General features: G+C 66.9%; 26 protein-coding genes. 17 read left to right on the top strand and 9 right to left on the bottom strand.

Annotation, left to right across the window (positions count from 1 at the left end; all coding sequences use genetic code 11):
* Window positions 1-16 precede the first annotated feature (16 nt).
* Window positions 17-898, top strand: coding sequence for a pseudouridine synthase (locus AC1G9C_RS16995; protein WP_480408272.1), 882 nt, complete (start codon window positions 17-19; stop codon window positions 896-898).
* A 54-nt stretch (window positions 899-952) separates the two neighbouring features.
* On the opposite strand, the gene AC1G9C_RS16990 is transcribed toward AC1G9C_RS16995, so the two are convergent.
* From AC1G9C_RS16990 to AC1G9C_RS16970, 5 genes are all read right to left on the bottom strand, one after another.
* Window positions 953-1975 carry an AbrB family transcriptional regulator gene (locus AC1G9C_RS16990; protein WP_480408271.1) on the bottom strand — a complete coding sequence of 341 codons (1023 nt, stop codon included), beginning with the start codon at window positions 1973-1975 and terminating at the stop codon, window positions 953-955.
* Complete coding sequence (locus AC1G9C_RS16985; RefSeq protein WP_021443497.1) at window positions 1959-3479, bottom strand: tripartite tricarboxylate transporter permease; 1521 nt, start codon at window positions 3477-3479, stop codon at window positions 1959-1961. Before AC1G9C_RS16985 ends, AC1G9C_RS16990 begins: the two co-directional genes overlap by 17 nt.
* Before the next feature lies 1 nt (window position 3480).
* Entirely contained in the window at window positions 3481-3924 is a 444-nt protein-coding gene (locus AC1G9C_RS16980) for a tripartite tricarboxylate transporter TctB family protein (RefSeq protein WP_021443498.1), read from the bottom strand.
* 67 nt (window positions 3925-3991) lie between these two features.
* Complete coding sequence (locus tag AC1G9C_RS16975) at window positions 3992-4969, bottom strand: Bug family tripartite tricarboxylate transporter substrate binding protein (RefSeq protein WP_021443499.1); 978 nt, start codon at window positions 4967-4969, stop codon at window positions 3992-3994.
* Between the two features lie 31 nt (window positions 4970-5000).
* Window positions 5001-6266: an OprD family porin gene (locus AC1G9C_RS16970; RefSeq protein ID WP_480408270.1), complete on the bottom strand. Its 1266-nt coding sequence runs from the start codon at window positions 6264-6266 to the stop codon at window positions 5001-5003.
* A 261-nt stretch (window positions 6267-6527) separates the two neighbouring features.
* Here AC1G9C_RS16970 and AC1G9C_RS16965 point away from each other — a divergent pair, with 261 nt between their 5' ends.
* Complete coding sequence (locus AC1G9C_RS16965; protein WP_397498255.1) at window positions 6528-7199, top strand: response regulator; 672 nt, start codon at window positions 6528-6530, stop codon at window positions 7197-7199.
* On the top strand, window positions 7196-8590 hold the full coding sequence (locus AC1G9C_RS16960; protein WP_480408269.1) for a sensor histidine kinase: 1395 nt from the start codon (window positions 7196-7198) through the stop codon (window positions 8588-8590). The genes AC1G9C_RS16965 and AC1G9C_RS16960 overlap by 4 nt, the downstream gene beginning before the upstream one ends.
* Here AC1G9C_RS16960 and AC1G9C_RS16955 read toward each other — a convergent pair.
* The 3 genes from AC1G9C_RS16955 to ygfZ form a co-directional block, all read right to left on the bottom strand.
* A complete protein-coding gene (locus AC1G9C_RS16955) occupies window positions 8573-9328 on the bottom strand; it encodes a substrate-binding periplasmic protein (RefSeq protein ID WP_480408268.1) in 756 nt (251 codons plus the stop codon). The two genes, AC1G9C_RS16960 and AC1G9C_RS16955, sit on opposite strands and share 18 nt — an antisense overlap.
* A 69-nt stretch (window positions 9329-9397) precedes the next feature.
* A complete protein-coding gene (locus AC1G9C_RS16950) occupies window positions 9398-10234 on the bottom strand; it encodes an HDOD domain-containing protein (protein ID WP_021444869.1) in 837 nt (278 codons plus the stop codon).
* 46 nt (window positions 10235-10280) lie between these two features.
* Window positions 10281-11222 (bottom strand): CAF17-like 4Fe-4S cluster assembly/insertion protein YgfZ, encoded by a 942-nt coding sequence (gene ygfZ, locus AC1G9C_RS16945; RefSeq protein ID WP_480408267.1) that lies wholly within the window; start codon window positions 11220-11222, stop codon window positions 10281-10283.
* A 145-nt stretch (window positions 11223-11367) separates the two neighbouring features.
* Here ygfZ and AC1G9C_RS16940 point away from each other — a divergent pair, with 145 nt between their 5' ends.
* The gene (locus AC1G9C_RS16940; protein WP_021444818.1) at window positions 11368-11622 is read left to right on the top strand and encodes an FAD assembly factor SdhE; all 255 of its coding nucleotides are present in this window, start codon (window positions 11368-11370) and stop codon (window positions 11620-11622) included.
* Window positions 11606-12064: a protein YgfX gene (locus AC1G9C_RS16935; protein ID WP_480408266.1), complete on the top strand. Its 459-nt coding sequence runs from the start codon at window positions 11606-11608 to the stop codon at window positions 12062-12064. The genes AC1G9C_RS16940 and AC1G9C_RS16935 overlap by 17 nt, the downstream gene beginning before the upstream one ends.
* Here AC1G9C_RS16935 and nadB read toward each other — a convergent pair.
* Window positions 12027-13649 carry an L-aspartate oxidase gene (gene nadB, locus AC1G9C_RS16930; RefSeq protein WP_480408265.1) on the bottom strand — a complete coding sequence of 541 codons (1623 nt, stop codon included), beginning with the start codon at window positions 13647-13649 and terminating at the stop codon, window positions 12027-12029. The two genes, AC1G9C_RS16935 and nadB, sit on opposite strands and share 38 nt — an antisense overlap.
* Window positions 13650-14025: 376 nt before the next feature.
* Between nadB and rpoE the strand changes: the two genes are divergently transcribed.
* The 12 genes from rpoE (at window position 14026) to pdxJ (ending at window position 24416) form a co-directional block, all read left to right on the top strand.
* Entirely contained in the window at window positions 14026-14607 is a 582-nt protein-coding gene (gene rpoE / locus AC1G9C_RS16925; RefSeq protein ID WP_003245473.1) for an RNA polymerase sigma factor RpoE/AlgU, read from the top strand.
* 30 nt (window positions 14608-14637) lie between these two features.
* Window positions 14638-15210 (top strand): sigma-E factor negative regulatory protein, encoded by a 573-nt coding sequence (locus AC1G9C_RS16920; RefSeq protein WP_021444821.1) that lies wholly within the window; start codon window positions 14638-14640, stop codon window positions 15208-15210.
* Between the two features lie 8 nt (window positions 15211-15218).
* On the top strand, window positions 15219-16166 hold the full coding sequence (locus AC1G9C_RS16915) for a MucB/RseB C-terminal domain-containing protein (protein WP_480408264.1): 948 nt from the start codon (window positions 15219-15221) through the stop codon (window positions 16164-16166).
* A complete protein-coding gene (locus AC1G9C_RS16910) occupies window positions 16163-16618 on the top strand; it encodes a SoxR reducing system RseC family protein (RefSeq protein WP_480408263.1) in 456 nt (151 codons plus the stop codon). The genes AC1G9C_RS16915 and AC1G9C_RS16910 overlap by 4 nt, the downstream gene beginning before the upstream one ends.
* 34 nt (window positions 16619-16652) lie before the next feature.
* Window positions 16653-18077 (top strand): DegQ family serine endoprotease, encoded by a 1425-nt coding sequence (locus tag AC1G9C_RS16905; RefSeq protein WP_457787660.1) that lies wholly within the window; start codon window positions 16653-16655, stop codon window positions 18075-18077.
* Between the two features lie 151 nt (window positions 18078-18228).
* Window positions 18229-20028: a translation elongation factor 4 gene (gene lepA / locus AC1G9C_RS16900; RefSeq protein ID WP_021444825.1), complete on the top strand. Its 1800-nt coding sequence runs from the start codon at window positions 18229-18231 to the stop codon at window positions 20026-20028.
* 6 nt (window positions 20029-20034) lie between these two features.
* A complete protein-coding gene (gene lepB / locus AC1G9C_RS16895) occupies window positions 20035-20889 on the top strand; it encodes a signal peptidase I (protein WP_021444826.1) in 855 nt (284 codons plus the stop codon).
* Window positions 20890-20976: 87 nt separating this feature from the next.
* A complete protein-coding gene (locus AC1G9C_RS16890) occupies window positions 20977-21354 on the top strand; it encodes a DUF4845 domain-containing protein (RefSeq protein WP_480408262.1) in 378 nt (125 codons plus the stop codon).
* The gene (gene rnc / locus AC1G9C_RS16885) at window positions 21351-22040 is read left to right on the top strand and encodes a ribonuclease III (RefSeq protein ID WP_397488220.1); all 690 of its coding nucleotides are present in this window, start codon (window positions 21351-21353) and stop codon (window positions 22038-22040) included. Before AC1G9C_RS16890 ends, rnc begins: the two co-directional genes overlap by 4 nt.
* Entirely contained in the window at window positions 22033-22932 is a 900-nt protein-coding gene (gene era / locus AC1G9C_RS16880) for a GTPase Era (protein ID WP_031303358.1), read from the top strand. Before rnc ends, era begins: the two co-directional genes overlap by 8 nt.
* Window positions 22933-22987: 55 nt before the next feature.
* On the top strand, window positions 22988-23677 hold the full coding sequence (gene recO, locus AC1G9C_RS16875; RefSeq protein WP_480408261.1) for a DNA repair protein RecO: 690 nt from the start codon (window positions 22988-22990) through the stop codon (window positions 23675-23677).
* The gene (gene pdxJ, locus AC1G9C_RS16870; protein WP_480408260.1) at window positions 23670-24416 is read left to right on the top strand and encodes a pyridoxine 5'-phosphate synthase; all 747 of its coding nucleotides are present in this window, start codon (window positions 23670-23672) and stop codon (window positions 24414-24416) included. Before recO ends, pdxJ begins: the two co-directional genes overlap by 8 nt.
* The last annotated feature ends 3 nt before the right edge of the window (window positions 24417-24419 follow it).

Here is a 24419-nt window from a genome sequence, read left to right as displayed (position 1 = left end):
CCGAGTTGGTTCTGCCATGTCCAGCCCTGCCATGCGTCCCAGCACCCTGCACCTGCCTCAGGGCGAGTGGGCGACGGTGCTCGACTGTCTGTGCGATCACTTTCCCGCCATCGACCGCGCCACCTGGCTGCAGCGCATGGCCCGCGGCCGCGTGCTGGATGCGGCAGGCGCGCCGCTGGGCCCGCAGCATCCCTATCGGGTCGGGCTCAAGGTGCGCTACTTCCGCGAGGTGGCGCAGGAGACGCCGATTCCCTTCGAGGCGCGCGTGCTGTGGCAGGACGCGCAGCTGCTGGTGGCGGACAAGCCGCATTTCCTGCCGGTGATGCCGGCCGGCGAGTACGTCGAGCAGACCCTGCTGGCGCGGCTGGTCAGGCTGACCGGCAATGCCGAGCTGGTGCCGATCCATCGCATCGACCGGCTCACCGCCGGGCTGGTGCTGTTCTCGGTCGAGCCGAGCAGCCGCGGCCGCTACCAGGCGCTGTTTCGCCAGCGTGCGGTGGAAAAGCGCTACGAGGCCATAGCCCCGGCCTTGCCGCAGCTGCAGTTTCCCCATGTGCATCGCTCGCGCATGATCGAGGGCGAGCCGTTCTTTCGCATGCAGGAAGTAGCGGGCGAGGCCAACAGCGAGACGCGCATCGAGGTGCTGGAGCGCCGCGGCGCGCTGTGGCGCTACGGCCTGTCGCCGGTGACCGGGCGCAAGCACCAGCTGCGCGTGCACCTGGCCGGGCTCGGCGCGCCCATCGTCGGCGACGATTTCTATCCCGAGCTGCACGACAGCCGCGGCCAGCCGGACGACTACGCCAAGCCGCTCAAGCTGCTGGCGCGCGACCTGCGCTTCGTCGACCCGCTCAGCGGGCAAGTACGTGAGTTCGAGAGCCAATTGCAGTTGCAGTGGTAGCCCTGGTGCGCCGTGCGCACCAGAAGCATCATAAAAAAACCCGCACAAGGCGGGCTAAGCGTGGCTCTTGCACCAGAGCTTGAATAAGGGCTCGGCGAGAAACATCACCAGAAACAGCCGCAGCACCTGCAGGGCGGTGACCAGTGCCACCGCCAGCTGCAGCGCCTCGGCGGTCAGGCACAGTTCGGTGATGCCGCCGGGCATCATGCCCAGCATCAGCGACAGGCGATCCTCGCCGGCCAGCCAGCCCAGCGCTTCGCCGAGCAGAGCGGCGGCGAGCATGGCCAGCAGGGTGAACAGCAGTACGCGGGCGAGAAAGCCCGGCGCGCTGCGAAAGAAGGCGCGGTCGAAGTGACAGCCCAGGGCGCAGCCGATCAGCCACTGGCCGAACTGACCGAAGCCCGGCGGCAGGCCCAGGTGCAGATCGAAGCTGGCGCTGGCCACGGCGCAGGCGGTCAGCGGGCCGAGCATCCAGGGGTTGGGCTGTTTCAGCCGCGTCCACAGCAACGCCAGCACCGCGCCGGCGGCCAGCAGGACGAGCAGCCAGGCCCAGTTCACCTGTGCCGCCGGCGGGGCGTCGACGGCCGGCAGGCTCCAGGTGAACAGCGCCGGAATCAGCAGTACCACCAGCAGCAGGCGCAGGCTGTGGGCGGCGGCCACGCGCGCCGGCTGGGCATCGTGACGCAGGGCCAGGTTGACCATCTCGCTGGCGCCGCCGGGCATGCTGGCGAAGAACGCAGTGGCGCGGTCGACGCCGCCGCGGCGCAGGATGGCGATGCCGATCAGGCTCAGCAGCAGGGTGACGCAGGCGCCGCCGACTATGATCGGCAGGTGGCTGACGACCTGCGCCAGCACCTCGCTGGTGAAGTGCAGGCCGATGCCGCTGGCCACCAGCCACTGGCCGGCCTTGCGCCCGCCGGGGAGTTCGCTGAAGGCGCGGTTGCTGATGCAGCGCAGGGCGATCACCGCCAGCAAGGATCCGACCATCCACGGCAAAGGCCAGCCGGCGAGGCTGGCCAGGTAGCCGCCGGCCGCACCGGCCAGCGGCGTCACCCACAGATCAGGCGGTAGCCGCATCGGCTTGCGCCTTGACCTGCTTGCGCCGGCGCAGCCAGCGGATGCCCGGCAGGGCCAGCATCAGCACCACCAGCGCCCAGAGCACCAGGGTGATAGGGCTGCCCCAGAGGATGCCCAGGTCGCCGGCGGAGATCGACAGCGCGCGGCGCAGGTTGTCTTCCATCAGCTCGCCGAGGACGAAGCCGAGGATCAGCGCCGACAGCGGGAAGTCCAGCTTGCGCAGGATGTAGCCGAACACGCCGAGCACGATCATCAGCACCAGGTCGAAGGTGGTGCTGTGCACCGCGTAGACGCCGACCATGCTGACCACGGTGATCGCCGGCACCAGCACCCAGTTCGGCACGCTGAGCATGCGCGAGAACAGGCCGACCATCGGGATGTTCATCACCAGCAGGATGACGTTGCCGATGAACAGCGAGGCGATCAGGCCCCAGACCACGTCCGGCTGCTGCTCGAACAGCAGCGGGCCGGGGGTGATGTTGTACAGGGTCAACGCGCCGATCATCACCGCGGTGGTGCCCGAGCCCGGCACGCCGAGAGTCAGCATGGGGATCAGGGAGCCGCAGGCCGAGGCGTTGTTGGCCGCTTCCGGGGCGGCCAGGCCGCGCAGGTCGCCGTCGCCGAAACGGCCCTTGCTGCCGGCCAGGCGCTTCTCGGTCATGTAGGTCATGGCGCTGGCGATGGTCGCACCGGCGCCGGGCAAGGTGCCGATGACGAAGCCGGCCAGGGCGCTGCGGATCATGGTCCAGAAGCTCAGGCAGAACTCCTTGAAGTTGAACAGCAGACGACCGCTGGCCTTGACCGCCTTCTGCCCGCCATGGGTCTTCTCCAGCATCAGCAGGATCTCGCTGACGCTGAAGAAGCCGATCACCACGATGACGAACTGGATGCCGTCGGACAGGCTGACGCTGTCGAAGGTGAAGCGGTACACGCCGGTGGTCGAGTCCACCCCGACCGTGGCCAGGGCCAGGCCGATCAGCGCCGCCATCAGGGTCTTGACCGGTTTGTCGCCGACCATGCCGCCGAGGCAGGCGATGGCGAAGATCATCAGCACGAAGTACTCGGCCGGACCGAAGGCCACCGCCCATTTCGCCAGCAGCGGGGCGAACAGCACCACGCCGCAGGTGGCGATGATGCTGCCGATGAAGGAGCTGACCGCCGACAGCGACAGGGCGATGCCGGCCTTGCCCTGACGCGCCAGCGGGTAGCCGTCGAGGGTGGTCATGATCGCCGCGGCGTCGCCCGGTACGTTGAGCAGGATGGCGGAGATGCGTCCGCCGTACTCGCAGCCCAGGTAGACGGCGGCGAGCAGGATCAGCGCGGTTTCCGGCGGCAGGCCGAGGGCGAAGGCCAGCGGCAGCAGCAACGCCACGCCGTTGATCGGGCCGAGACCGGGCAGCAGGCCGACCACGGTGCCGACGAAGGCGCCGAACAGCGCCACCAGCAGGTTGGTCGGGCGGGTGGCGACGTCGAAGCCCTGCATGAGGAAGTTAAGGGTTTCCATTTCAGCTCTCCACGAAGGCTTCAAGCAGGCCGAGCGGCAGGGGCACGTCCAGCAGCAGATCGAACAACACGTACAGCAGCACGCCCATCAGCACCGCGCTGACGGCGCAGGGCAGGGGGCGGCCGGTGAACAGTAGGCCGAGGGCGAAGGTGGCCAGGGCGGTGCTGAGCACGAAGCCGAGCGACTCGAAGGTCAGCGCATAGGCCAGCAGCACCAGCACGCACAGGGCGCTGCGCGCCGCGGCGGAAAGGTTCAGGCGTTGCTCGAGCATGCCCGGCTTGTACACCAGCCACAGGCTGCCGACGCCCATCAGGGCCAGCAGCAGCAGCGGGTAGGCGCGCGGGCCGACCGGGTCGTAGGCGAAGGGGGCCTGGAAACCCCAGGCGAGGACGGCGAGCCAGGCGCACAGCAGCAGCCAGATCGCGGAGAACAGACGAACGTACATGGTGGGTTACCTCGGGAGCGCCGCGGCCCGGGGAGCGGACGGGCCGGGGGCGGGTTGTGCAGGCGGATTACTGAACCAGGCCGAACTCGCCGGCCAGCGCCTTGTACTCCTGCACCTGCTTGAGCACGAAGGCGTTGAGCTCGTCGCCGGTCAGCGCCAGCGGGAACAGGTCGCGCTGCTCGCGCAGGGTGGCGAAGTCGTCGCGGGCGAGCATCTGCTCGAACTGGCCCTGCCACCAGGCGAACTGCTCGTCGCTCACCTGCGGGCCCATGTAGAAGCCGCGGATCACCGGCCAGCTGATGTCGAAGCCCTGCTCCTTGGCGGTGGGGATGTCGCCCAGCTTGCCCGGCAGACGCTCGTCGGAGAGCACGGCGAGGATGCGCACCTTGCCGGCGGCCAGCTGCGGGGTGACTTCGCCGAGGCCGCTGGAGGTTACCTGGACGTGGCCGCCGAGCATGGCGGTGAGGGTTTCGCCGCCGCCCTCGAAGGCCACGTAGCGCAGGGTTTGCGGATCGATGCCGGCGGCGCGGGCGATCAGCGCGGTCTGCATCCAGTCCTGGCCGCCGATGGTGGCACCGGCACCGAACACCACGCTGGTCGGATCTTTCTTCAGTGCCGCGACCAGGTCGCCGAGGTTCTGCCAGGGCGAGTCGGCGCGCACGGTGATGGCGCCGTAGTCAGTGCCGATGGCGGCCAGCCAGCGCACGGCGTTCTCGTCGTAGCGGCCGAACTTGCCCTGGGCCAGGTTGAGCAGGGAGCCCGAGGAGAAGGCGGTGATGGTGCCCGGGTCCTTGGCGCGCTGGGCGACCACGGCGTTGTAGGCCACCGCGCCGACGCCGCCGGGCATGTAGGTGACGCGCATCGGCGCCTTGAGCAGGCCGCTGTCTTTCAGGCCGCTCTGGGCCAGCTTGCAGGTCAGGTCGAAACCGCCGCCGGGCTTGGCCGGGGCGATGCATTCGGGGCGCTTGGGTTCGGCGGCCAGCAGCTGGCCGGCGAAGGCCAGGCAGGAAACCGTCAGGGCGGCACGGGTCAGGGCAGATTTCATGATGGGTTCTCCTCGCGAATCTTATTGTGGGTTACCAGATCGGCAGGGTGTAGCCGACGATGACACGGTTCTCGTCCGCATCGCGGGCGAAATCGGAGCGGAAGCTGGCGTTGCGCAGGCGCAGGTAGAGGTCCTTGAGCGGGCCGCTCTGCACCACGTACTTGAACTCGATGTCGCGTTCCCATTCGCCGCCGGTGTCGTCCGAGGCGGCGATCTGCGCGTCGCTGCCTTTGATATAGCGGGTCATGAAACTCAGCCCGGGCAGGCCGAGGTTGGTGAAGCTGAAGTCGTAACGGGCCTGCCAGGAGCGCTCGTCGGCGTTGGCGAAGTCGTTGATCTGCACGAAGTTGACCAGGTAGGGGTCGCTGCCGTCGATATAGGCATAGCCGGTGTCGCCGCTCATGTCCTGGAAACCCAGGCCGAACTTGTGGCTGCCGATGCCGTAGCTGAGCATGGCGTTGAAGGCGCGGTTGTCGACCTTGCCGGCGTTGGCCGCGCCGGTGTCGTCGCTGAGCATCAGGCGTACGTCGCTGCTCAGGGTGCCGGCGCCGAGCGGGTGCTTGCTCAGCAGGCCGACGAAGTGCTGGCGGTAGATGTCGTCCAGCTCGGCGTAGAAGTAGCGGCCGCTGAAACCCTGGCCGAAGTCGTAGTCGAAGCCGAGCAGATCCAGGTGATCGGCAGCGATGCCGGCGGCGAAGCGGCGGTTCTTGCTGTTGAGCAGCAGGTCCTCGGAGTTGGTCGAGGCGCGGTCGATCACCTTGTCCAGGCGGCCACCGGTGAAGGTCAGGCCGTCCAGCTCGGAGGAGGTCAGCAGACCACCCTCGAACACCTGCGGCAGCAGGCGGCTGTCGCTGGCCTTGACCACCGGCAGCTCGGGCACATGCGAGCCGTAGCGCAGCTCGGTGGCGGAGACCTTGACCTTGGCGGTTAGGCTCAGGCGGCTGAACTCGTCCGGGGTGCCGCCGTCGTCCTGCACCGGCAGCAGGTCGGTGCCGGTGCGGCCGCCGCCGGAGTCGAGCTTGACGCCGAGCAGGCCCATGGCGTCGACGCCGAAGCCGACGCTGCCGTCGGTGTAGCCGGACTGCACGTCGAGCCAGAAACCCTGGCCCCATTCTTCGCGCTTGTTCTGCCCGGTGCCTTCACGGAAATCGCGGTTGAGGTAGATGTTGGTGGCGGTCAGACTGGCCGTGCTGTCGTCGATAAAGGCAGCGTTGGCGAGGGGGGCGGCGCCGGCAGCGGCGATGGCCAGGCAGAGCAGGCGGACAGGTGGCAGGGCCTGACGTGAGGCTGCGTGCATCTTGTGGTCTCCATTCTTGTTTTTGTCGCGACCTCGCACCACTGCGGGGTCGCTCGAGCAGGTGGATCGAGCCACCATGAGGTCGATGCTAGGGGGGCAAGCTTTCGCCAGGCTTTCAGCACTGAAAAAACGCCTGGAGCGTTTTTTGACGTCGCCTGCGACGGTCCGCAGGCGGGCCTCCTGCTGGCATCTCGGCAATTCACAGCAGCCGCAACGGCGCTACACTGCGCGCCTCGAACGATGCTGCAGGCGGAGGTGGCGGTGCGGATTCTGCTGGTCGAAGACCATCCGCAGTTGGCGGAAAGCGTGGCCCAGGCGCTCAAGGGCGCCGGCTGGACGGTGGACGTGCTGCACGACGGGGTGGCCGCCGACCTGGCCTTGTCCAGCGAGGACTACGCCCTGGCGATTCTCGATATCGGCCTACCCCGGCTCGACGGCTTCGCCGTGCTGGCGCGCCTGCGCGACCGTGGCCAGACCCTGCCGGTGCTGATGCTCACCGCGCGCGGCGAGGTCAAGGACCGGGTGCACGGCCTCAACCTGGGCGCCGACGACTACCTGGCCAAGCCCTTCGAGCTGTCCGAGTTGGAGGCACGGGTCAAGGCCCTGCTGCGCCGTAGCGTGCTCGGCGGCGAACAGCTGCAGCGCTGCGGCACGCTGGTCTACGACCTCGGCGCGCGGCGCTTCAGCCTGGACGGCGAGGCGCTGAGCCTGACCGCTCGCGAGCAGGCGGTGCTGGAGGCGATGATCGCCCGCCCCGGACGGGTGATGAGCAAGGAGCAGCTGGCCGCCCAGGTGTTCGGCCTGGACGAGGAGGCCAGCGCCGACGCCATCGAGATCTACGTCCACCGCCTGCGCAAGAAGCTCGAAGGGCGTGCGGTGCGCATCGTCACCTTCCGCGGCCTCGGCTACCTGCTGGAGGCGATCGAGGCATGAGCCGCGGCGCCAGCCTGCGCGGCCGCCTGCTGCGGCGCCTGGCGCTGCTGCTGGCGCTGATCCTGCTACTGAGCAGCCTGAGCGCCTACTGGAGCGCCCGGCGCGCCGCCGACACCGCCTACGACCGCACCCTGCTGGCCTCGGCGCGGGCGGTGGCCGACGGCCTGTACGCCGAGGATGGCAGGCTCAGGGCCAATATCCCCTACGTGGCGCTGGACACCTTCGCCTACGACAGCGCCGGGCGCATCTACTACCAGGTGCTCGACCTGCAGGGTGAGCAGGTTTCGGGCTACGAGGACCTGCCGCCGGCGCCGCCCGGCACCCGGCGCACCGACGACTACCCGGCGCTGGCGCATTTCTACGACGCCGAGTACCGCGGCCAGGGCGTGCGCGTGGTCAGCCTGCTGCAGCCGGTCAGCGAGCCGCAGCTCAACGGTATGGCGGAAATTCGCGTGGCCGAGACTCAGGGCGCGCGCGAGCGCATGGCCCGCGAACTGCTGGTCGGCACCCTGTGGCGCATGGGCCTGCTGTCGGTCAGCGCGCTGCTGTTGGTGTGGCTGGCGGTGAGCCTGGCCCTGCGCCCGCTGGAGACCCTGCGCCGGGCGGTGGCCGAACGCGCCAGCGACGACCTGCAGCCGCTGCCCGATGCCGGCTTGCCGCGCGAAGTGCTGCCGCTGGTGGAGGCGCTCAACCAGTTCAACGAGCGCCTGCGCGGGCTCTTCGAGCGCCAGTCGCAGTTTATCGCCGACGCCGCCCACGAGCTGCGCACGCCGCTGGCGGCGCTCAAGGCGCGCATCGCCCTGGGCCTGCGCGCCGAGCAACCGCAGGCGTGGCGCGACACCCTGGAGCAGGTGGCGCAGCAGGGCGATCGCCTGACCCAGCTGGCCAACCAGCTGCTGTCGTTGGCGCGTATCGAAAGCGGCGCGCGGGCCATCGCCGAGGGTGGCGCGCAGCGCATCGACCTCAGCCAGCTGGCGCGCGAGCTGGGCCTGGCTATGGCGCCGCTGGCCCATGCCCGCGGCGTCGCCCTGGCCCTGGAGGCCGAGCAGCCAGTGTGGATCGACGGCGAGCCGACCCTGCTCAACGAGCTGCTCAACAACCTGATCGACAATGCCCTGGCGCACACCCCGGCCGGCGGCAACCTGATCCTGCGGGTGCTGGCCCCGGCGCTGCTGGAGGTGGAGGACGACGGCCCGGGGATTCCCGAGGACGAGCATCAGAAGGTCTTCGAGCGCTTCTACCGGCGCGGCGCGCAGGGCAGCGGCGCCGGCCTGGGGCTGGCCATAGTCGGTGAGATCTGCCGCGCGCACCAGGCGCAGATCAGCCTGCACCAGGTGCGGCCGAATGGGTTGCGGGTGCGGGTGGAGTTCCCGTTAGGGGGTGAGGCTTAACGGCTGCTGGATCTCCAGCAGGTACTGCGCGACCTTGCCGCTGTCGCGCAGCTGCGCCAGGCCTCGGTTGAAGCGCGCGATGCGCTCGGCGTTGCCGGGCACCTCGCGCGACAGCAGCAGGTGCAGGCTGTCGCTGCGCAGCGGTTTGGGGTGGAAGCTCAGGCGGGCGCGGTCGGCGGCGCTGAAGTGCTGGTAGAGCATGTCGAAGCCGACCACCTTGTCCATCGGAAACAGCTCGACGCGGCCGGCCAGCAGCTGGCGAAAACCCTGTTCGTCGCTGGTCATGCGGGTCACCTGCAGTTCGCCCGCCGCCTCCGCCTGCTGGAAGGCCGCGCCGTAGTCATAGCCGCGCGTGCCGGCGATGCGCAGGCCGCGCAGGTCGTCGATCGCGCTCCAGTCGAAGGCGCGGCTCTTGCGGTGAAACAGGTAATAGCCGCTTTCCACCACCGGGTCGCTGATATGAAAGCGCTGCGCGCGCTCGGCGCTGTACAGCCACACCGCGCTGCCGTCGCGCTGGCCCTGTTCGGCCAGTTTCAGCGAGCGTGCCCAGGGGTGGAATTCCCACTGCACCTCGATGCCTTGCAGGGCGAAGGCTTCGGCGACGATGCGCGAGGCCACGCCGTGATGCGGCAGGCGCTCGCTCAGGTAGGGCGGCCACTCGCCGTTGGTCAGGCGCAGCGGCTCGGCGGCCTGCAGGCTACCGAACAGCAGGGTGCAGAGGAAAAGGACGAGGCGCATGCGTGACGGCTTCCGACGCAACTGTGGGCTTGAGTCTAGAGGCAGATTGTCAGCCGCGCCGCGACGCTTTTATTGCAGCATGCTCATCGCCGCTTCCATGGCGGCGGAGAGGTCTTCGTCGGCCTGCATGTCGACGTTGGGGTCGAGGCCGAGCTTGGCGAAGGCCGGCACCGTGCTCCAGTCCAGCTGGGTGTAGGGGTGCTCGCTGCCCAGGTAGCTCTGCAGGGTGGCGACCTGGACGATGTCGACGTAATCGACCTTGGCCGAGTCGCGGGCGAAGTTCAGGTACTGGCTGGGCACCATGGCGATCGGCTCGGGGAACTCCCAGGTGCGCAGGATCTTGTCGCCGATGATCGGGTGGATCTGTTCGATCACGTGGTTGAGGCTGATGGAGTCGGCCAGCAGTTCGTTGTGTTCCTCGGCGTAGGTGAGGATCGGCAGCACGCCGATCTGGTGCACCAGGCCGGCGAGGGTGGCCTGGTCCGGCATCAGGCGGGTGTAGTGGCGGCACAGCACATGGCAGATGCCGGCGATCTCGGTGCTCTTGTTCCACACCTCGCGCATCTTGCGGTCGACCACGTCGCTGGTGGCCTGGAACATCTGCTCCATGGCCAGGCCGGTGGCCAGGTTGCAGGTGTAGTTGATGCCCAGGCGGCTGACCGCCATCTGCAGGTCGGTGATTTCCTTGTTGGTGCGCAGCAGCGGGCTGTTGACCACCTTGATGATGCGCGCGGTGAGCGCGGCGTCGTTGCCGATCACCTTGCTGATCTGCGGGATGCCGATATCCGGATCTTCCGCGGCCTCGCGCACCTTCAGCGCCACCTCGGGCAGGGTGGGCAGCACCAGCTCGTCGTTCTCGATGGCGTGGATCAGTTCCTGTTGGACTCTTTCGGCAAGCTTGCTCATCAATGGGCTCTCTTAGGCGATCCGATGCGGCGCCAGGGCAGTTTAGTCAGCGCTGGATTTCCTGGTCGGCATCCAGCTGATAAGGCAGATCGAGCAAAGTCAGCGTCGGCCCTTCGCCGCTGCCGAGATGGAGACGACCATCGTTGACGGCATCTTCCTGCAACACGGCGAGCAGCTCAACGGTATCGCCCGCCTGGGCGGCCAGCACCACTTCGCCGACGCTGGAGCCGTGCACCGGCGAGAACAGTTCGACGCCGACGGCCGGCGTGTCCGTGCCGCTCAGGCGCAGGCGGTACAGGCGCCGCTTGAGCTTGCCCAGGTATTGCATGCGCGCGACGATTTCCTGGCCGGTATAGCAGCCTTTCTTGAAGCTGACGCCGCCGAGGGCCTGCAGGTTGACCATCTGCGGAATGAACAGCTCGCGGCTGGCGCCGAACACTTGGCCGACGCCGGCGCGCACCTGGGCCAGCAGCCAGTCGTTGAGCGGCGCCTGCGGCAGCGCGGCGGCCAGTCGGCTATGCAGGCCTTCGGCGGCAGCGGCCGGCGCCCAGAGCTCGGCGCGGCCGTCGCCGAGGCGCACGGCCAGCAGCTCGCCGGCGCTGGCCAGGGCATCGCGCTCGACGCCCAGCTCCAGGCCCAGCTCGGCCAGCAGGGTGTCGCCGCCGGCCAGGCCGAAGCGCACCCAGGCGGCGCTTTCGTCGCTCAGTTTGGATTTGGAGAACACCGCGTACTTCTGCAGGTCGGCCAGTTGCGCCGCGACCAGCTCGCGCGCCATGGCCAGCAGGTAGCCGCCGTCCACCGGGACGATGCGAAAGCTCGACAGCATGCGCCCCTTGGGCGTGCAGCGGGCGCCCAGGCTGGACTGGGTGGCGGACAGGTAGTCGAGGTTGCAGGTCAGCTGGCCCTGGAGAAACTTGCCGGCATCCGCGCCGCGCACGGCGAGCAGGCCTTCGTGGTCGAGGAGGGTGAAGTACGCGCTATCGGCCATGGTGGGAATCGAGTCGCTGGAGAAAAGACAGGGGCGTCATCATAGAGGGCGCGATAGGCGCTTGTCAGCGGGCGCGGTCGTCGCTTCGGGTCAACAGCGAGACTTTTCGCCGTTATACTGCCGACCTCTTTCAAGGAGCCGTTCCATGGTCGATGCAACCGAACTCAACCGTCTGTTCTGGCACAGCCGTCGCGGCATGCTGGAGCTGGACGTACTGCTGGTGCCCTTCGTCAAGGAGGTCTACCCCAACCTGGATGCCGACGACCGGGCGCGCTATCGCAAGCTGCTGGAGTGCGAGGATCAGGACATGTTCGGCTGGTTCATGCAGCGCGGCGAGCCGGAAGACGCCGACCTCAAGCGCATGGTGCGCATGATCCTGGACCGTGTCCAACCTCAGTGAGGTGTTCGAGTGCCATTGGCAGCCCTCGCGCGGGCTGCTGAGGCTCTATCTGGCCGCTTTGGCGCTGGCTCTGCTGGCGCCCTGGCTGGCCGCCGTGCCCCTGTGGGGCAAGGTTCTGGCGCTGGCGTTGTGCCTGGCGCATGCCGCCTGGGTGCTGCCGCGGCATATCCTGCTGTCTTCGCCCCATGCCGTGCGCGGGTTGCGTCGCGATGCCCTCGGCTGGCAGCTGTGGAGCGCCGCGCAGGGCTGGCAGCCGGTGCAGTTGCGCCCAGATAGCCTGGCCTTGCCGCTGGCGGTGGTGCTGCGCTTTCGCCTTCCGGGCGAGCGTTTCGGCCGCGGTCTGTGCATTCCCCGCGATGCGCTGCCGCGCGAGCTGCACAGGCGCCTGCGTCTGCGCCTGAAGTTCAGCCGCCGGCGCTGGGCTGCGCCGGGGTCAGGATAGTGTCGCGCGCCTCGGCCAACTGCTCGGGGTAATCCAGGGTGTAGTGCAGGCCGCGGCTCTCGTGGCGGCGCATCGCCGACTCGATCATCAGTTCGGCGACCAGCGCCAGGTTGCGCAGCTCGATCAGGTCGCGGCTGACCTTGTAGTTGCTGTAGAACTCGTTGATCTCGCCCTGCAGCAGGCGCACGCGGTGCTCGGCGCGCTGCAGGCGTTTGTTGGTGCGCACGATGCCGACGTAGTCCCACATGAAGCGCCGCAGCTCGTCCCAGTTGTGCGCGATGATCACATCCTCGTCCGAGTCGGTGACCTGGCTGGCGTCCCAGCCGGGCAGGTCGGCCGGCATCGCCACCTGGTCGAGCTGATTGACGATATCGGCGCAGGCCGAACGGGCGTAGACGAAGCATTCCAGCAGCGAGTTGCTGGCCAGGCGGTTGGCGCCGTGCAGGCCGGTGAAGCTGGTTTCGCCGATGGCGTACAGGCCGGGTACATCGGTGCGCCCGTGCTGGTCGACCACCACGCCGCCGCAGGTGTAGTGCGCCGCGGGCACCACCGGGATCGGCTCCTGGGTGATGTCGATGCCGAAGCCCAGGCAGCGTTCGTAGACGGTGGGGAAGTGATTCTTGATGAACTCCGCCGGCTTGTGGCTGATGTCCAAGTAGACGCAGTCGATACCGAGACGCTTCATCTCGTGGTCGATGGCGCGCGCGACTATGTCGCGCGGGGCCAGCTCGCCGCGTTCGTCGAAGCGCGGCATGAAGCGCTCGCCGCTGGGCAGGCGGAGCAGGGCGCCTTCGCCGCGCAGCGCCTCGGTGATCAGGAAGTTCTTGGCCTGCGGGTGGTAGAGGCAGGTGGGGTGGAACTGGTTGAATTCCAGGTTGCCCACCCGGCAGCCGGCGCGCCAGGCCATGGCGATGCCGTCGCCGCAGGCACCGTCGGAGTTGCTGGTGTAGAGGTAGACCTTGGCCGCGCCGCCGGTGGCGAGAATCACGAAACGCGCGCTGAAGGTGTCTACCTCGCCGCGCGCGCGATCCAGCACGTAGGCGCCCAGGCAGCGTTCGCCAGACATGCCGAGCTTGCGCTCGGTGATCAGGTCGACCGCCACGCGCTGTTCCAGCAGCTCGATATTGGGCCGTTGGCGAGCCCGTTCCAGCAGGGTGTTGAAGATCGCCGCGCCGGTGGCGTCGGCGGCGTGGATGATGCGCCGGTGGCTGTGGCCGCCCTCGCGGGTCAGATGGAATTCGAAACCGCCGTCTTCGCGCGCGGTCTGGTCGTCGCGGGTAAAGGGCACGCCCTGGTCGATCAGCCACTGGATGGCTTCGCGGCTGTGTTCCACGGTGAAGCGCGCGGCGTCTTCACGGCACAGGCCAGCGCCGGCATTGAGGGTGTCGGCGACGTGGGATTCGACGGTGTCGGTGTCGTCCAGCACCGCCGCCACGCCGCCCTGTGCCCAGTAGGTCGAGCCATTGGCCAGGTTGCCCTTGCTCAGCACGGCGATGCGCAGCCGGGCGGGCAGGGTGAGGGCGAGAGTCAGGCCGGCGGCGCCGCTGCCGATGACCAGAACATCGTGCTGGAAGTGTTGGTTCATGTCCGAATTCCGCGGGAATGCGAGCCCTAGTATATAGAGAGGGTCGGCGGCACAATAGCCAGCTTATGACCGACCGCAGTGCTCGGGAACTTTCTTAGTCGTTAAGGTTCCATACAGGGTCGCCCATATAAGGGAGAGCGCCGGCGCGTGCCCGCTCGATCTTCGGTCAAACCGTCGATCAATTGGGAAAACGTGTGGCGATAAATTATTCGCGCGAGCGGGATGCGTCCCGTTGGCGCCGCTCCGGCAGAGGGAAAAACAGACTCTGCGGGAAGCTTGCTTGGAGGGGAGAACTTTTGCGCGAGGCCCGAGTCTATCTTGGCAGGCTGATTCGCTCAGGGGCGCAAGCCTCCTCCAAGCATCATGAGGAGAGTGCATGCTAACCCAGGAAGATGATCAGCAACTGGTCGAACGAGTGCAGCGCGGCGACAAGCGCGCCTTCGATCTGTTGGTGCTGAAGTATCAGCACAAGATCCTCGGTTTGATCGTGCGATTCGTGCACGACACCCACGAGGCTCAGGACGTTGCCCAGGAAGCCTTCGTCAAGGCGTACCGGGCGCTTGGAAACTTTCGCGGTGACAGTGCGTTCTATACCTGGCTGTACCGCATCGCCATCAACACGGCGAAGAATTATCTGGTATCCCGCGGTCGGCGGCCGCCAGATAGTGATGTCAGTAGCGATGACGCGGAGTTCTACGACGGCGACCACGCCCTCAAGGACATCGAGTCACCGGAACGGGCATTGCTGCGCGACGAGATCGAGGCCACCGTGCATCGAACCATCGCCCAGCTACCGGACGACTTGCGCACGGCTTTGACCCTGCGCGAGTTCGAGGGTCTGAGTTACGAGGACATTGCCAGCGTCATGCAGTGTCCGGTGGGTACCGTGCGTTCGCGGATCTTCCGTGCGCGTGAGGCCATTGATAAATCTCTGCAACCTTTGTTGCAGGAAGCCTGAGGCAGCGGCGACAGCCAAGAGAGGAACACCATGAGTCGTGAAACCCTGCAGGAATCGCTGTCCGCGGTGATGGATAACGAAGCGGACGAACTGGAGCTGCGGCGTGTGCTCGCGGCCAGTGAGGATGGCGAGCTGCGTGGCACCTGGTCGCGTTACCAGATCGCCCGTGCGGCCATGCACAGGGAATTGCTGGAGCCGCGCCTGGATATCGCCGCGGCGGTCTCGGCGGCGCTGGCCGACGAGGTCGTGCCGGTGCGCAAGGCGCCGCTGTGGCGCAGTGTCGGTCGTCTCGCGGTGGCTGCTTCGGTGACCGTTGCAGTGCTCGCCGGCGTGCGCCTGTACAACCAGGACGAACTGAGTGGCAGCCAGTTGGCCCAGCAGGACGCTGCGCCGACGCTGTCTGTGCCGCAGGTGCAAGGGCCGGCGCTGCTGGCCGGTTACAGCAGCGGCGAGGCGTCGAGCGAAGCCGCCAAGCCCGGCACCGCCGGCTGGCATGAGCAGCGCCTGCCGACCTACCTGCGCCAGCACACGCAGCAGGCGGCGATGAGTGCCGGTGAGACCGCATTGCCTTATGCGCGAGCCGCCAGCCTGGAAAACCGCTAAGGAGTCACATGCGCGCGATCCCTCTCTTTCTTCTCAGCGGCTGGCTGGCGTTGCCGGTCCATGCCGCTGATGCACAAGATTGGCTCAAGCGCCTCGCCGAAGCCGAGCGTGGGCAGAGCTTTCAGGGCACCTTCGTTTACGAGCGCAACGGCAGTTTCTCCACCCACAGCGTGTGGCATCGGGTAGAGGAGGGCGGCTCGATCCGCGAACGCCTGCTGCAGCTCGACGGCCCGGCCCAGGAGGTGCTCAAGGTCGACGGCCAGACCCAATGCGTCAGCGGCGCGCTGGCCGACCAGGTCGGCGACGCCCAGGCCTGGCCGGCACGGCATCTGGACGCCGAGCAACTGGGCAACTGGTACGACATCCGCGTCGCCGGCCAGTCGCGCATCGCCGGACGCAACGCCGTGGTGCTGGTGTTGGCACCCAAGGACCAGCATCGCTACGGCTTCGAATTGCACCTGGACCGGGAAACCGGTCTGCCGCTGAAATCCCTGCTGCTCAACGAAAAGGGTCAGTTGCTGGAGCGCTTCCAGTTCACCCAGCTGCAGACCACGGCCCCCGAAGCGGGCGCCCTGCAACCCAGTTCGCGCTGCCGTCCGGTACGCTTGCGTTCGGTCGATCAGGTGGCCGAAGGCAGCTGGCGTTCGGACTGGTTGCCCCCCGGGTTCACCCTCAACGCCGCCCAGCTGCGGCGCAGTCCTGCCTCCGACGAGGCGGTCGCCTGCCTGATGTACGGCGACGGCCTGGCGCGTTTCTCGGTCTTTCTCGAGCCCCTGCAGGGAGCGGTGGTGGAAGACGCACGCAGCCAGCTCGGTCCTACCGTCGCGGTGTCGCGGCGCATGGCCACCGAGGCCGGCGACGTGATGGTCACCGTGGTCGGCGAGATCCCTCTGGGTACCGCCGAACGTATCGCCCTGTCCATGCGTGCCGGGGCCCCCGAACAGGTCAGTCAATGATCGAAGAACAGGGTCGCGTGGTGGCGGTCGAGCCCGGCGCGGTCTGGGTCGAGACACTGCGCAAGAGCACCTGTTCCAGCTGTTCGGCCAATGCTGCCTGCGGCCAAGGGCTGATGGAGCGTCTCAGTGTCGGCCGCCAGCGTGGTTATGTGCGCGCCCTCTGTCAGTTGCAGCTCGCGGTGGGCGACGCCGTGGTGATCGGCGTGCGCGAAGACCTGCTGGTGCGCAGCTCGCTGCTGGTCTATCTGTTGCCGTTGCTCGGCCTGTTGGGCGCCGCCCTGCTGGCCGACGGCCTTGGCCTGAGCGAGCCCTGGGTCATCCTCGGTGCTCTTGTCGGTCTGTTCGCCACCTGGCTGCTGGTGCGCTGGCGCGCGTCGCGCGTCGCCGACGATCCGACCTTGCAACCCGTTGTCCTGCGTGCGCTGCTGGCCGGTGGGCCGGCGGCGAGTTGAGAGTGTTTGCGTTCCATATGGGGAGTCGTAGTCGATGAGAAAGCTCAGATCCGTTGCGCCGCTGTTGGCGGTTGCCCTGCTCTGGGGGCAGAGTCTGCTGGCCCAGGCCAGCCTGCCCGACTTCACCGAACTGGTGGAGGAAGCCTCGCCGGCGGTGGTCAATATCAGTACCCGGCAGAAGGTGCCGGAGCGGGTGGCCGGCATTCAGCCGGGCATGCCCGACCTGGAAGGCCTGCCGCCAATGTTTCGCGAGTTCTTCGAACGCAACATTCCCCAGGTGCCGCGCGGCCCCGGCGGCGGTCGCCAGCGCGAGGCGCAGTCGCTCGGTTCGGGCTTCATCATCTCCGCCGACGGGTATGTGCTGACCAACAACCATGTGGTCGCCGATGCCGATGAGATCATCGTGCGCCTGTCCGATCGTAGCGAGCTGGAGGCCAAACTGATCGGCGCCGACCCGCGCAGCGACGTGGCCCTGCTCAAGGTCGAGGGCGAGAATCTGCCCACCGTGCGCCTGGGCAAGTCCGACGAACTCAAGGTCGGCGAGTGGGTGCTGGCCATCGGCTCGCCCTTCGGCTTCGACCACTCGGTGACCGCCGGCATCGTCAGCGCCAAGGGCCGCAACCTGCCGAGCGACAGCTACGTGCCGTTCATCCAGACCGACGTAGCGATCAACCCCGGCAACTCCGGCGGTCCGCTGTTCAACCTGCAGGGCGAAGTGGTCGGCATCAATTCGCAGATCTTCACCCGCTCCGGCGGCTTCATGGGGCTGTCCTTCGCCATTCCCATGGAAGTGGCGCTGCAGGTGGCCGACCAGCTCAAGGCGGACGGCAAGGTCACCCGCGGCTGGCTCGGCGTGGTGATTCAGGAAGTGAACAAGGACCTGGCCGAATCCTTCGGTCTGGACAAACCGGCCGGCGCGCTGGTCGCCCAGGTGCTGGAGGACGGTCCGGCGGACAAGGGCGGGTTGCAGGTCGGCGACGTGATCCTTAGCCTCAACGGCAAGCCCATCGTCATGTCGGCCGACCTGCCGCATCTGGTCGGCGGTCTCAAGCCGGGCGAGAAGGCCGAGATGGATGTGGTACGCGAAGGCTCGCGCAAGAAGCTCAGGCTCACCATCGGCACCCTGCCGGAAGAGGGGCAGGAGTTGGCGGCCGCCGGCACGCCGGGCGGCGAACGCAGCAACAACCGCCTGGGCGTTAGCGTGGTGGAGCTGACCGCCGAGCAGAAGAAGGGTCTCGACCTCAAGGGGGGAGTGGTGGTCAAGGAGGTGCTCAACGGCCCGGCGGCGATGATCGGCCTGCGTCCGGGCGACGTGATCACCCACCTGAACAACCAGGCCATCGACTCCACCGCCACCTTCGCCAAGGTCGCGCAGGAGCTGCCGAAGAACCGTTCGGTGTCGATGCGCGTGCTGCGCCAGGGGCGTGCCAGCTTTATCACCTTCAAGCTGGCTGAGTAATCCGGGCAATGCTGAAGAAGGGCGCTTTCGGGCGCCCTTCTGCGTATCTGCACCAGCGCGGTGCGGACGTGACGCGGTCGCGAGGGATCGGGTACAATCCGCGGCTATTTTCGGCAAGCGTCTTGCCTGTGCCTTCTTCGAGTGTTGATCCGTGAGTGACCTGAGTCATATCCGCAATTTTTCCATCATTGCCCACATCGATCACGGCAAGTCCACCTTGGCTGACCGTTTCATCCAGATGTGCGGCGGCCTCGCTGCACGTGAAATGGAGGCTCAGGTCCTGGACTCCATGGATCTGGAGCGTGAGCGCGGCATCACCATCAAGGCCCACAGCGTTACCCTTCACTACAAGGCGCGGGACGGTAAGACCTACCAGCTGAACTTCATCGATACCCCCGGTCACGTCGACTTCACCTATGAGGTCAGTCGCTCCCTGGCGGCCTGCGAGGGCGCGCTGCTGGTGGTCGATGCCGGTCAGGGCGTCGAGGCGCAGTCGGTGGCCAATTGCTACACCGCCATCGAGCAGGGCCTCGAGGTCATGCCGGTGCTGAACAAGATGGACCTGCCCCAGGCCGACCCGGATCGCGTCAAGGACGAGATCGAGAAGATCATCGGCATCGACGCCACCGACGCCGTGGCCTGCAGCGCGAAGAGCGGCATGGGCGTGGACGAGGTGCTCGAGCGCCTGGTGCAGACCATTCCGGCGCCGACCGGGGATATCGAAGCGCCGTTGCAGGCGCTGATCATCGACTCCTGGTTCGACAACTACCTCGGCGTGGTCTCGCTGGTGCGCGTGCGTCAGGGCCGCGTCAAGAAAGGTGACAAGATCCTGGTCAAGTCCACCGGCAAGGTGCACCTGGTCGACAGCGTCGGCGTCTTCACCCCGAAGCACACCGCCACTGCTGACCTGAAAGCCGGTGAAGTGGGCTTCATCATCGCCAGCATCAAGGACATTCATGGTGCGCCGGTGGGCGACACCCTGACCCTGTCTTCGACCCCCGAGGTCGAGGTGCTGCCAGGCTTCAAGAGAATCCAGCCGCAGGTCTACGCCGGCCTGTTTCCGGTCAGCTCCGACGACTTCGAGGACTTCCGCGATGCCCTGCAGAAGCTGACCCTCAACGACTCGTCGCTGCAATACGCGCCGGAAAGCTCCGACGCGCTGGGCTTCGGCTTCCGTTGCGGCTTCCTCGGCATGCTGCACATGGAGATCATCCAGGAGCGCCTGGAGCGCGAATACGACCTGGACCTGATCACCACCGCGCCGAGCGTGATCTACGAGCTCGAGCTCAAGACTGGGGAAACCATCACCGTCGACAACCCGTCCAAGCTGCCGGATGTCTCGGCCGTCGCCGACTTCCGTGAGCCGATCGTCACCGCGACCATCCTGGTGCCGCAGGAGCACCTGGGCAACGTCATCACCCTGTGCATCGAGAAGCGCGGCGTACAGCGCGACATGCAGTTCCTCGGTTCTCAGGTTCAGGTTCGTTACGACCTGCCGATGAACGAGGTGGTGCTGGACTTCTTCGACAAGCTCAAGTCGACCAGCCGCGGCTATGCGTCACTGGACTATCATTTCGATCGCTACCAGTCGGCCAACCTGGTCAAGCTGGACGTGCTGATCAACGGCGACAAGGTCGATGCCCTGGCCTTGATCGTGCATCGCGACAATGCGGCCTACAAGGGCCGTGCACTGACCGAGAAAATGAAGGAACTGATCCCGCGGCAGATGTTCGACGTGGCGATCCAGGCCGCCATCGGCGGCCAGATCATCGCGCGGACCACGGTCAAGGCGCTCAGAAAGAACGTACTGGCCAAGTGTTACGGCGGCGACGTCAGCCGTAAGAAAAAGCTGCTGGAGAAGCAGAAGGCTGGTAAGAAACGCATGAAGCAGGTCGGTAACGTGGAAATCCCACAGGAAGCCTTCCTTGCCGTGCTCAGGTTGGATAGCTAAGGCTCTATGTCGATCAATTTCCCGCTCCTGTTGGTTATCGCGGTCGCCGTTTGCGGCTTTCTGGCTCTGGTCGACCTGGTTCTGCTGGCGCCGCGCCGGCGCTCGGCCATCGCCGCCTATCAGGGGCGCGTCGACGAGCCCGACGAGCGCGTGCTGGAGCGGTTGAGCAAGGAGCCCTTGCTGGTCGAGTACGGCAAGTCGTTCTTCCCGGTGCTGGCCATCGTCCTGGTGCTGCGCTCCTTCCTGGTCGAGCCGTTCCAGATTCCCTCCGGCTCGATGAAGCCGACCCTGGAAGTGGGCGATTTCATCCTGGTCAACAAGTTCGCCTACGGCATCCGCCTGCCGGTGCTCGACACCAAGGTGATCGAGGTGGACAACCCGCTGCGCGGCGACGTCATGGTGTTCCGCTACCCCAGCGACCCGACCATCAACTACATCAAGCGCGTGGTCGGCCTGCCCGGCGACCGCATCCAGTACACCCAGGGCAAGCGTCTGCTGATCAACGGCGAGCCGGTCGCGGAGAAACTGCTCGGCGAAGAAGCCGGCAGTCTGGGCAGCGCGATGCTCTATCAGGAGCGCCTGGGCCAGGTGCAGCACACCATCCGCAAGGAAATGAGCCGCATGCGCCGCGAACCCGGCGGCGAATGGGTGGTGCCGCAAGGGCACTACTTCATGATGGGCGACAACCGCGACAACTCCAACGACAGCCGCTACTGGCGCGACCGCAAGATCCCGCAGGAGCTGTGGGGCATGGTCCCGGACGATCATATCGTCGGCAAGGCCTTCGCCATCTGGATGAGCTGGCCGGAGCCCAAGACCAGCAACCTGCCCAATTTCTCCCGTGTCGGCCTGATTCATTGAGCACTGGCGCGCTGCTTTCGGCAGCGCCGCAGGCTATAAATAGTCTTGCCGCAAGGCTCCAAACAAGACCGTCTATTGGGGATACACATGACTTTCGCGCGTTCGCAGCAGGGCCTGTCCATCCTGGGCTGGCTGGTGGTACTGGCCGTGGTGGCTTTTTTCGCCAGCACCGCATTCAAGATGATGCCGCACTACCTCGACTACATGTCGATGGAAAAGATCATCACCTCGGTGGAAACCGACGCCGCGCAGGAAGTGCGCACCGTCGGCGATTTCTACAACCATGTCAGCAAGGGCATGCAGGTCAACAACATCCGCGACCTGAACCTGCGCGACGTGCTTAAGGTCAAGGTGGAGAACAACGAGTTCCTGGTCCACCTGAAGTATGAGAAACGCGAGCCGCTGATCGAGAACCTCGATCTGGTGGCGAACTTCGACAAAGAATTTCGTGTACGCATGCCGTGAGTTCCAACCTGTCCCGCCTCGAGCGCAAGCTCGGTTACAGCTTCAAGGACCAGGACCTGATGGTCCTGGCCCTGACCCATCGCAGTTTCGCCGGGCGCAACAACGAACGCCTGGAATTCCTCGGTGATGCCATCCTCAACTTCGTCGCCGGCGAGGCGCTGTTCGAGCGCTTCCCGCAGGCGCGCGAGGGCCAGTTGTCGCGCCTGCGCGCGCGCCTGGTCAAGGGCGAGACCCTGGCCGTGCTGGCGCGCGGCTTCGAGCTGGGCGAGTACCTGCGCCTGGGCTCGGGCGAGCTGAAAAGCGGCGGTTTCCGCCGCGAGTCGATCCTCGCCGATGCCCTGGAGGCGCTGATCGGCGCCATCTACCTGGATGCCGGCATGGACGCGGCGCGCGAGCGCGTGCTGGACTGGTTGACCGGCGAGCTCGATGGCCTGACGCTGGTCGACACCAACAAGGATCCGAAGACGCGCCTGCAGGAGTTTCTGCAATCGCGCGCCTGCGAACTGCCCCGTTACGAGGTGGTGGACATTCAGGGCGAGCCGCACTGCCGTACCTTCATGGTCGAGTGCCAGGTGGCCCTACTCAATGAAAAGACCCTGGGCCAGGGCGGCAGCCGGCGTATCGCCGAGCAGGTCGCCGCGGCTGCGGCACTGATCGCCCTCGGGGTGGAGAACGGCAATGACTGATGCACCTGTGAGCCGCTGCGGCTATGTCGCCATCGTCGGTCGCCCCAACGTGGGCAAATCGACGCTGCTCAACCATATCCTCGGGCAGAAGCTGGCGATCACCTCGCGCAAGCCGCAGACCACGCGCCACAACATGCTCGGGATCAAGACCGAGGGCGAGATCCAGGCGGTCTACGTCGACACCCCCGGCCTGCACAAGAACAGCGACAAGGCGCTCAACCGCTACATGAACAAGACCGCGGCCTCGGCGCTCAAGGACGTCGACGTGGTGATCTTCGTGGTCGACCGCGCGCGCTGGACCGACGAAGACCAGATGGTGCTCGAGCGCGTGCAGTACGTGCAGGGACCGGTGATCCTGGCGGTGAACAAGGTCGACCGCCTCGAGGAAAAGGCCGAGCTGATCCCGCACCTGCAATGGCTGCAGCAGCAGCTGCCGAACGCCGAAGTGGTGCCGATCTCGGCGCAGCAGGGCAGCAACCTCGACACCCTGGAGCAGCTGGTGGCCGAGCGCCTGCCGGAAGGCGAGCACTTCTTCCCGGAAGACCAGATCACCGACCGCTCCAGCCGTTTCCTCGCCGCCGAACTGGTGCGCGAGAAGATCATGCGTCAGCTCGGCGCCGAACTGCCCTACCAGATCACCGTGGAGATCGAGGAGTTCAAGCAGGAAGGGCGCATTCTGCATATCCATGCGCTGATCCTGGTGGAGCGCGACGGGCAGAAGAAGATCATCATCGGCGACAAGGGCGAGCGCATCAAACGCATCGGCCAGGAGGCGCGCAAGGACATGGAGGTGCTGTTCGACTCCAAGGTCATGCTCAACCTCTGGGTCAAGGTCAAGGGTGGCTGGTCCGACGACGAGCGCGCGCTGCGCTCGCTGGGCTACCTGGAGTAGACCGCGCCGTGCGCACCATCGGTGCCCGTCATAGAGTACCCAGGCGGCCACGCCGATGAGCCACGCCGCCTACGTCCTGCATAGCCGTCCGTACAAGGAAAGCAGCGCCCTGGTGGATTTCTTCACCCCCCAGGGGCGCCTGCGCGCCGTGCTGCGCGCCGCGCGCGGCAAGGCCGGCAGCATCGCCCGGCCGTTCGCCCCGTTGGAGCTGGAGCTGCGCGGGCGTGGCGAGCTGAAGACGGTCGGGCGTCTGGAAAGCGCCGGCATTCCGCTGCTGCTGAGCGGCGAGGCGCTGTTCTCCGGGCTCTACCTCAACGAATTGCTGATCCGCCTGCTGCCGGCCGAAGACCCGCACCCGCGGATGCTCGAACACTATGCCCTGACGCTGCAGGCGCTGGCCGCCGGCCGGCCGCTGGAGCCCTTGCTGCGTGCCTTCGAATGGCGCCTGCTGGACGAGTTGGGCTATGGTTTCGCCCTGGATCGCGACCAGCAGGGCGCGCCGGTCGCGCCCGACGGCCTGTACCGCTGGCAGCTGGACGCCGGCCTGGTGCCGGTGGCGCAATTGCAGCCCGGCGTATTTCACGGCCGCGACCTGCTGGCCATGGCCGAGGCCGACTGGAGCGCCCCCGGCGCCCTGGCTGCGGCCAAGCGCCTGATGCGTCAGGCGCTGGCACCTCATCTGGGCGGCCGACCGCTGGTCAGCCGCGAACTCTTCATGACGCTCAAGGAGCCCAAGCGTGACTGACGCCAACCGAATCCTGCTAGGCGTGAACATCGATCACGTCGCCACCCTGCGCCAGGCCCGTGGCACCCGCTACCCCGATCCGGTGAAAGCCGCGCTGGATGCCGAGGAGGCCGGCGCCGACGGTATCACCGTGCACCTGCGCGAGGATCGCCGGCATATCCAGGATCGTGACGTGCGGATCCTCGCCGAGGTGCTGCAGACGCGGATGAACTTCGAGATGGGCGTCACCGACTTCATGCTCGACTTCGCCGAGCAGATCCGCCCGGCGCACGTCTGCCTGGTGCCGGAAACCCGTCAGGAGCTGACCACCGAAGGCGGCCTCGACGTGGCCGGCCAGGAGGCGCGCATCGCCGCCGCAGTCGAGCGGCTTTCCCGCGCCGGCTGCGAGGTGTCGCTGTTCATCGACGCCGAGGCGCGGCAGATCGAGGCTTCCCGGCGCGTCGGTGCGCCGGCCATCGAACTGCACACCGGGCGCTATGCCGATGCCCACACCCCCGAGGAAGCCGCCCGCGAACTGGCGCGCATCCGCGACGGCGTCGCCTGCGGCCTGCAGCATGGCCTGATCGTCAACGCCGGGCATGGCCTGCACTACCACAACGCCGAGGCGGTGGCGGCGATTTCCGGGATCAACGAGCTGAACATCGGCCATGCCATCGTCGCCCATGCGCTGTTCGTCGGCTTCAAGCAGGCGGTGGCGGAGATGAAGGCGCTGATCGTCGCGGCGGCCAATCGCGGTTAGCCG

It is taken from the genome of Pseudomonas sp. ABa2, assembly GCF_056676075.1.
Note: the sequence above shows the minus strand (reverse complement) of the source record. Positions and strands in the feature narration are given on the sequence as shown.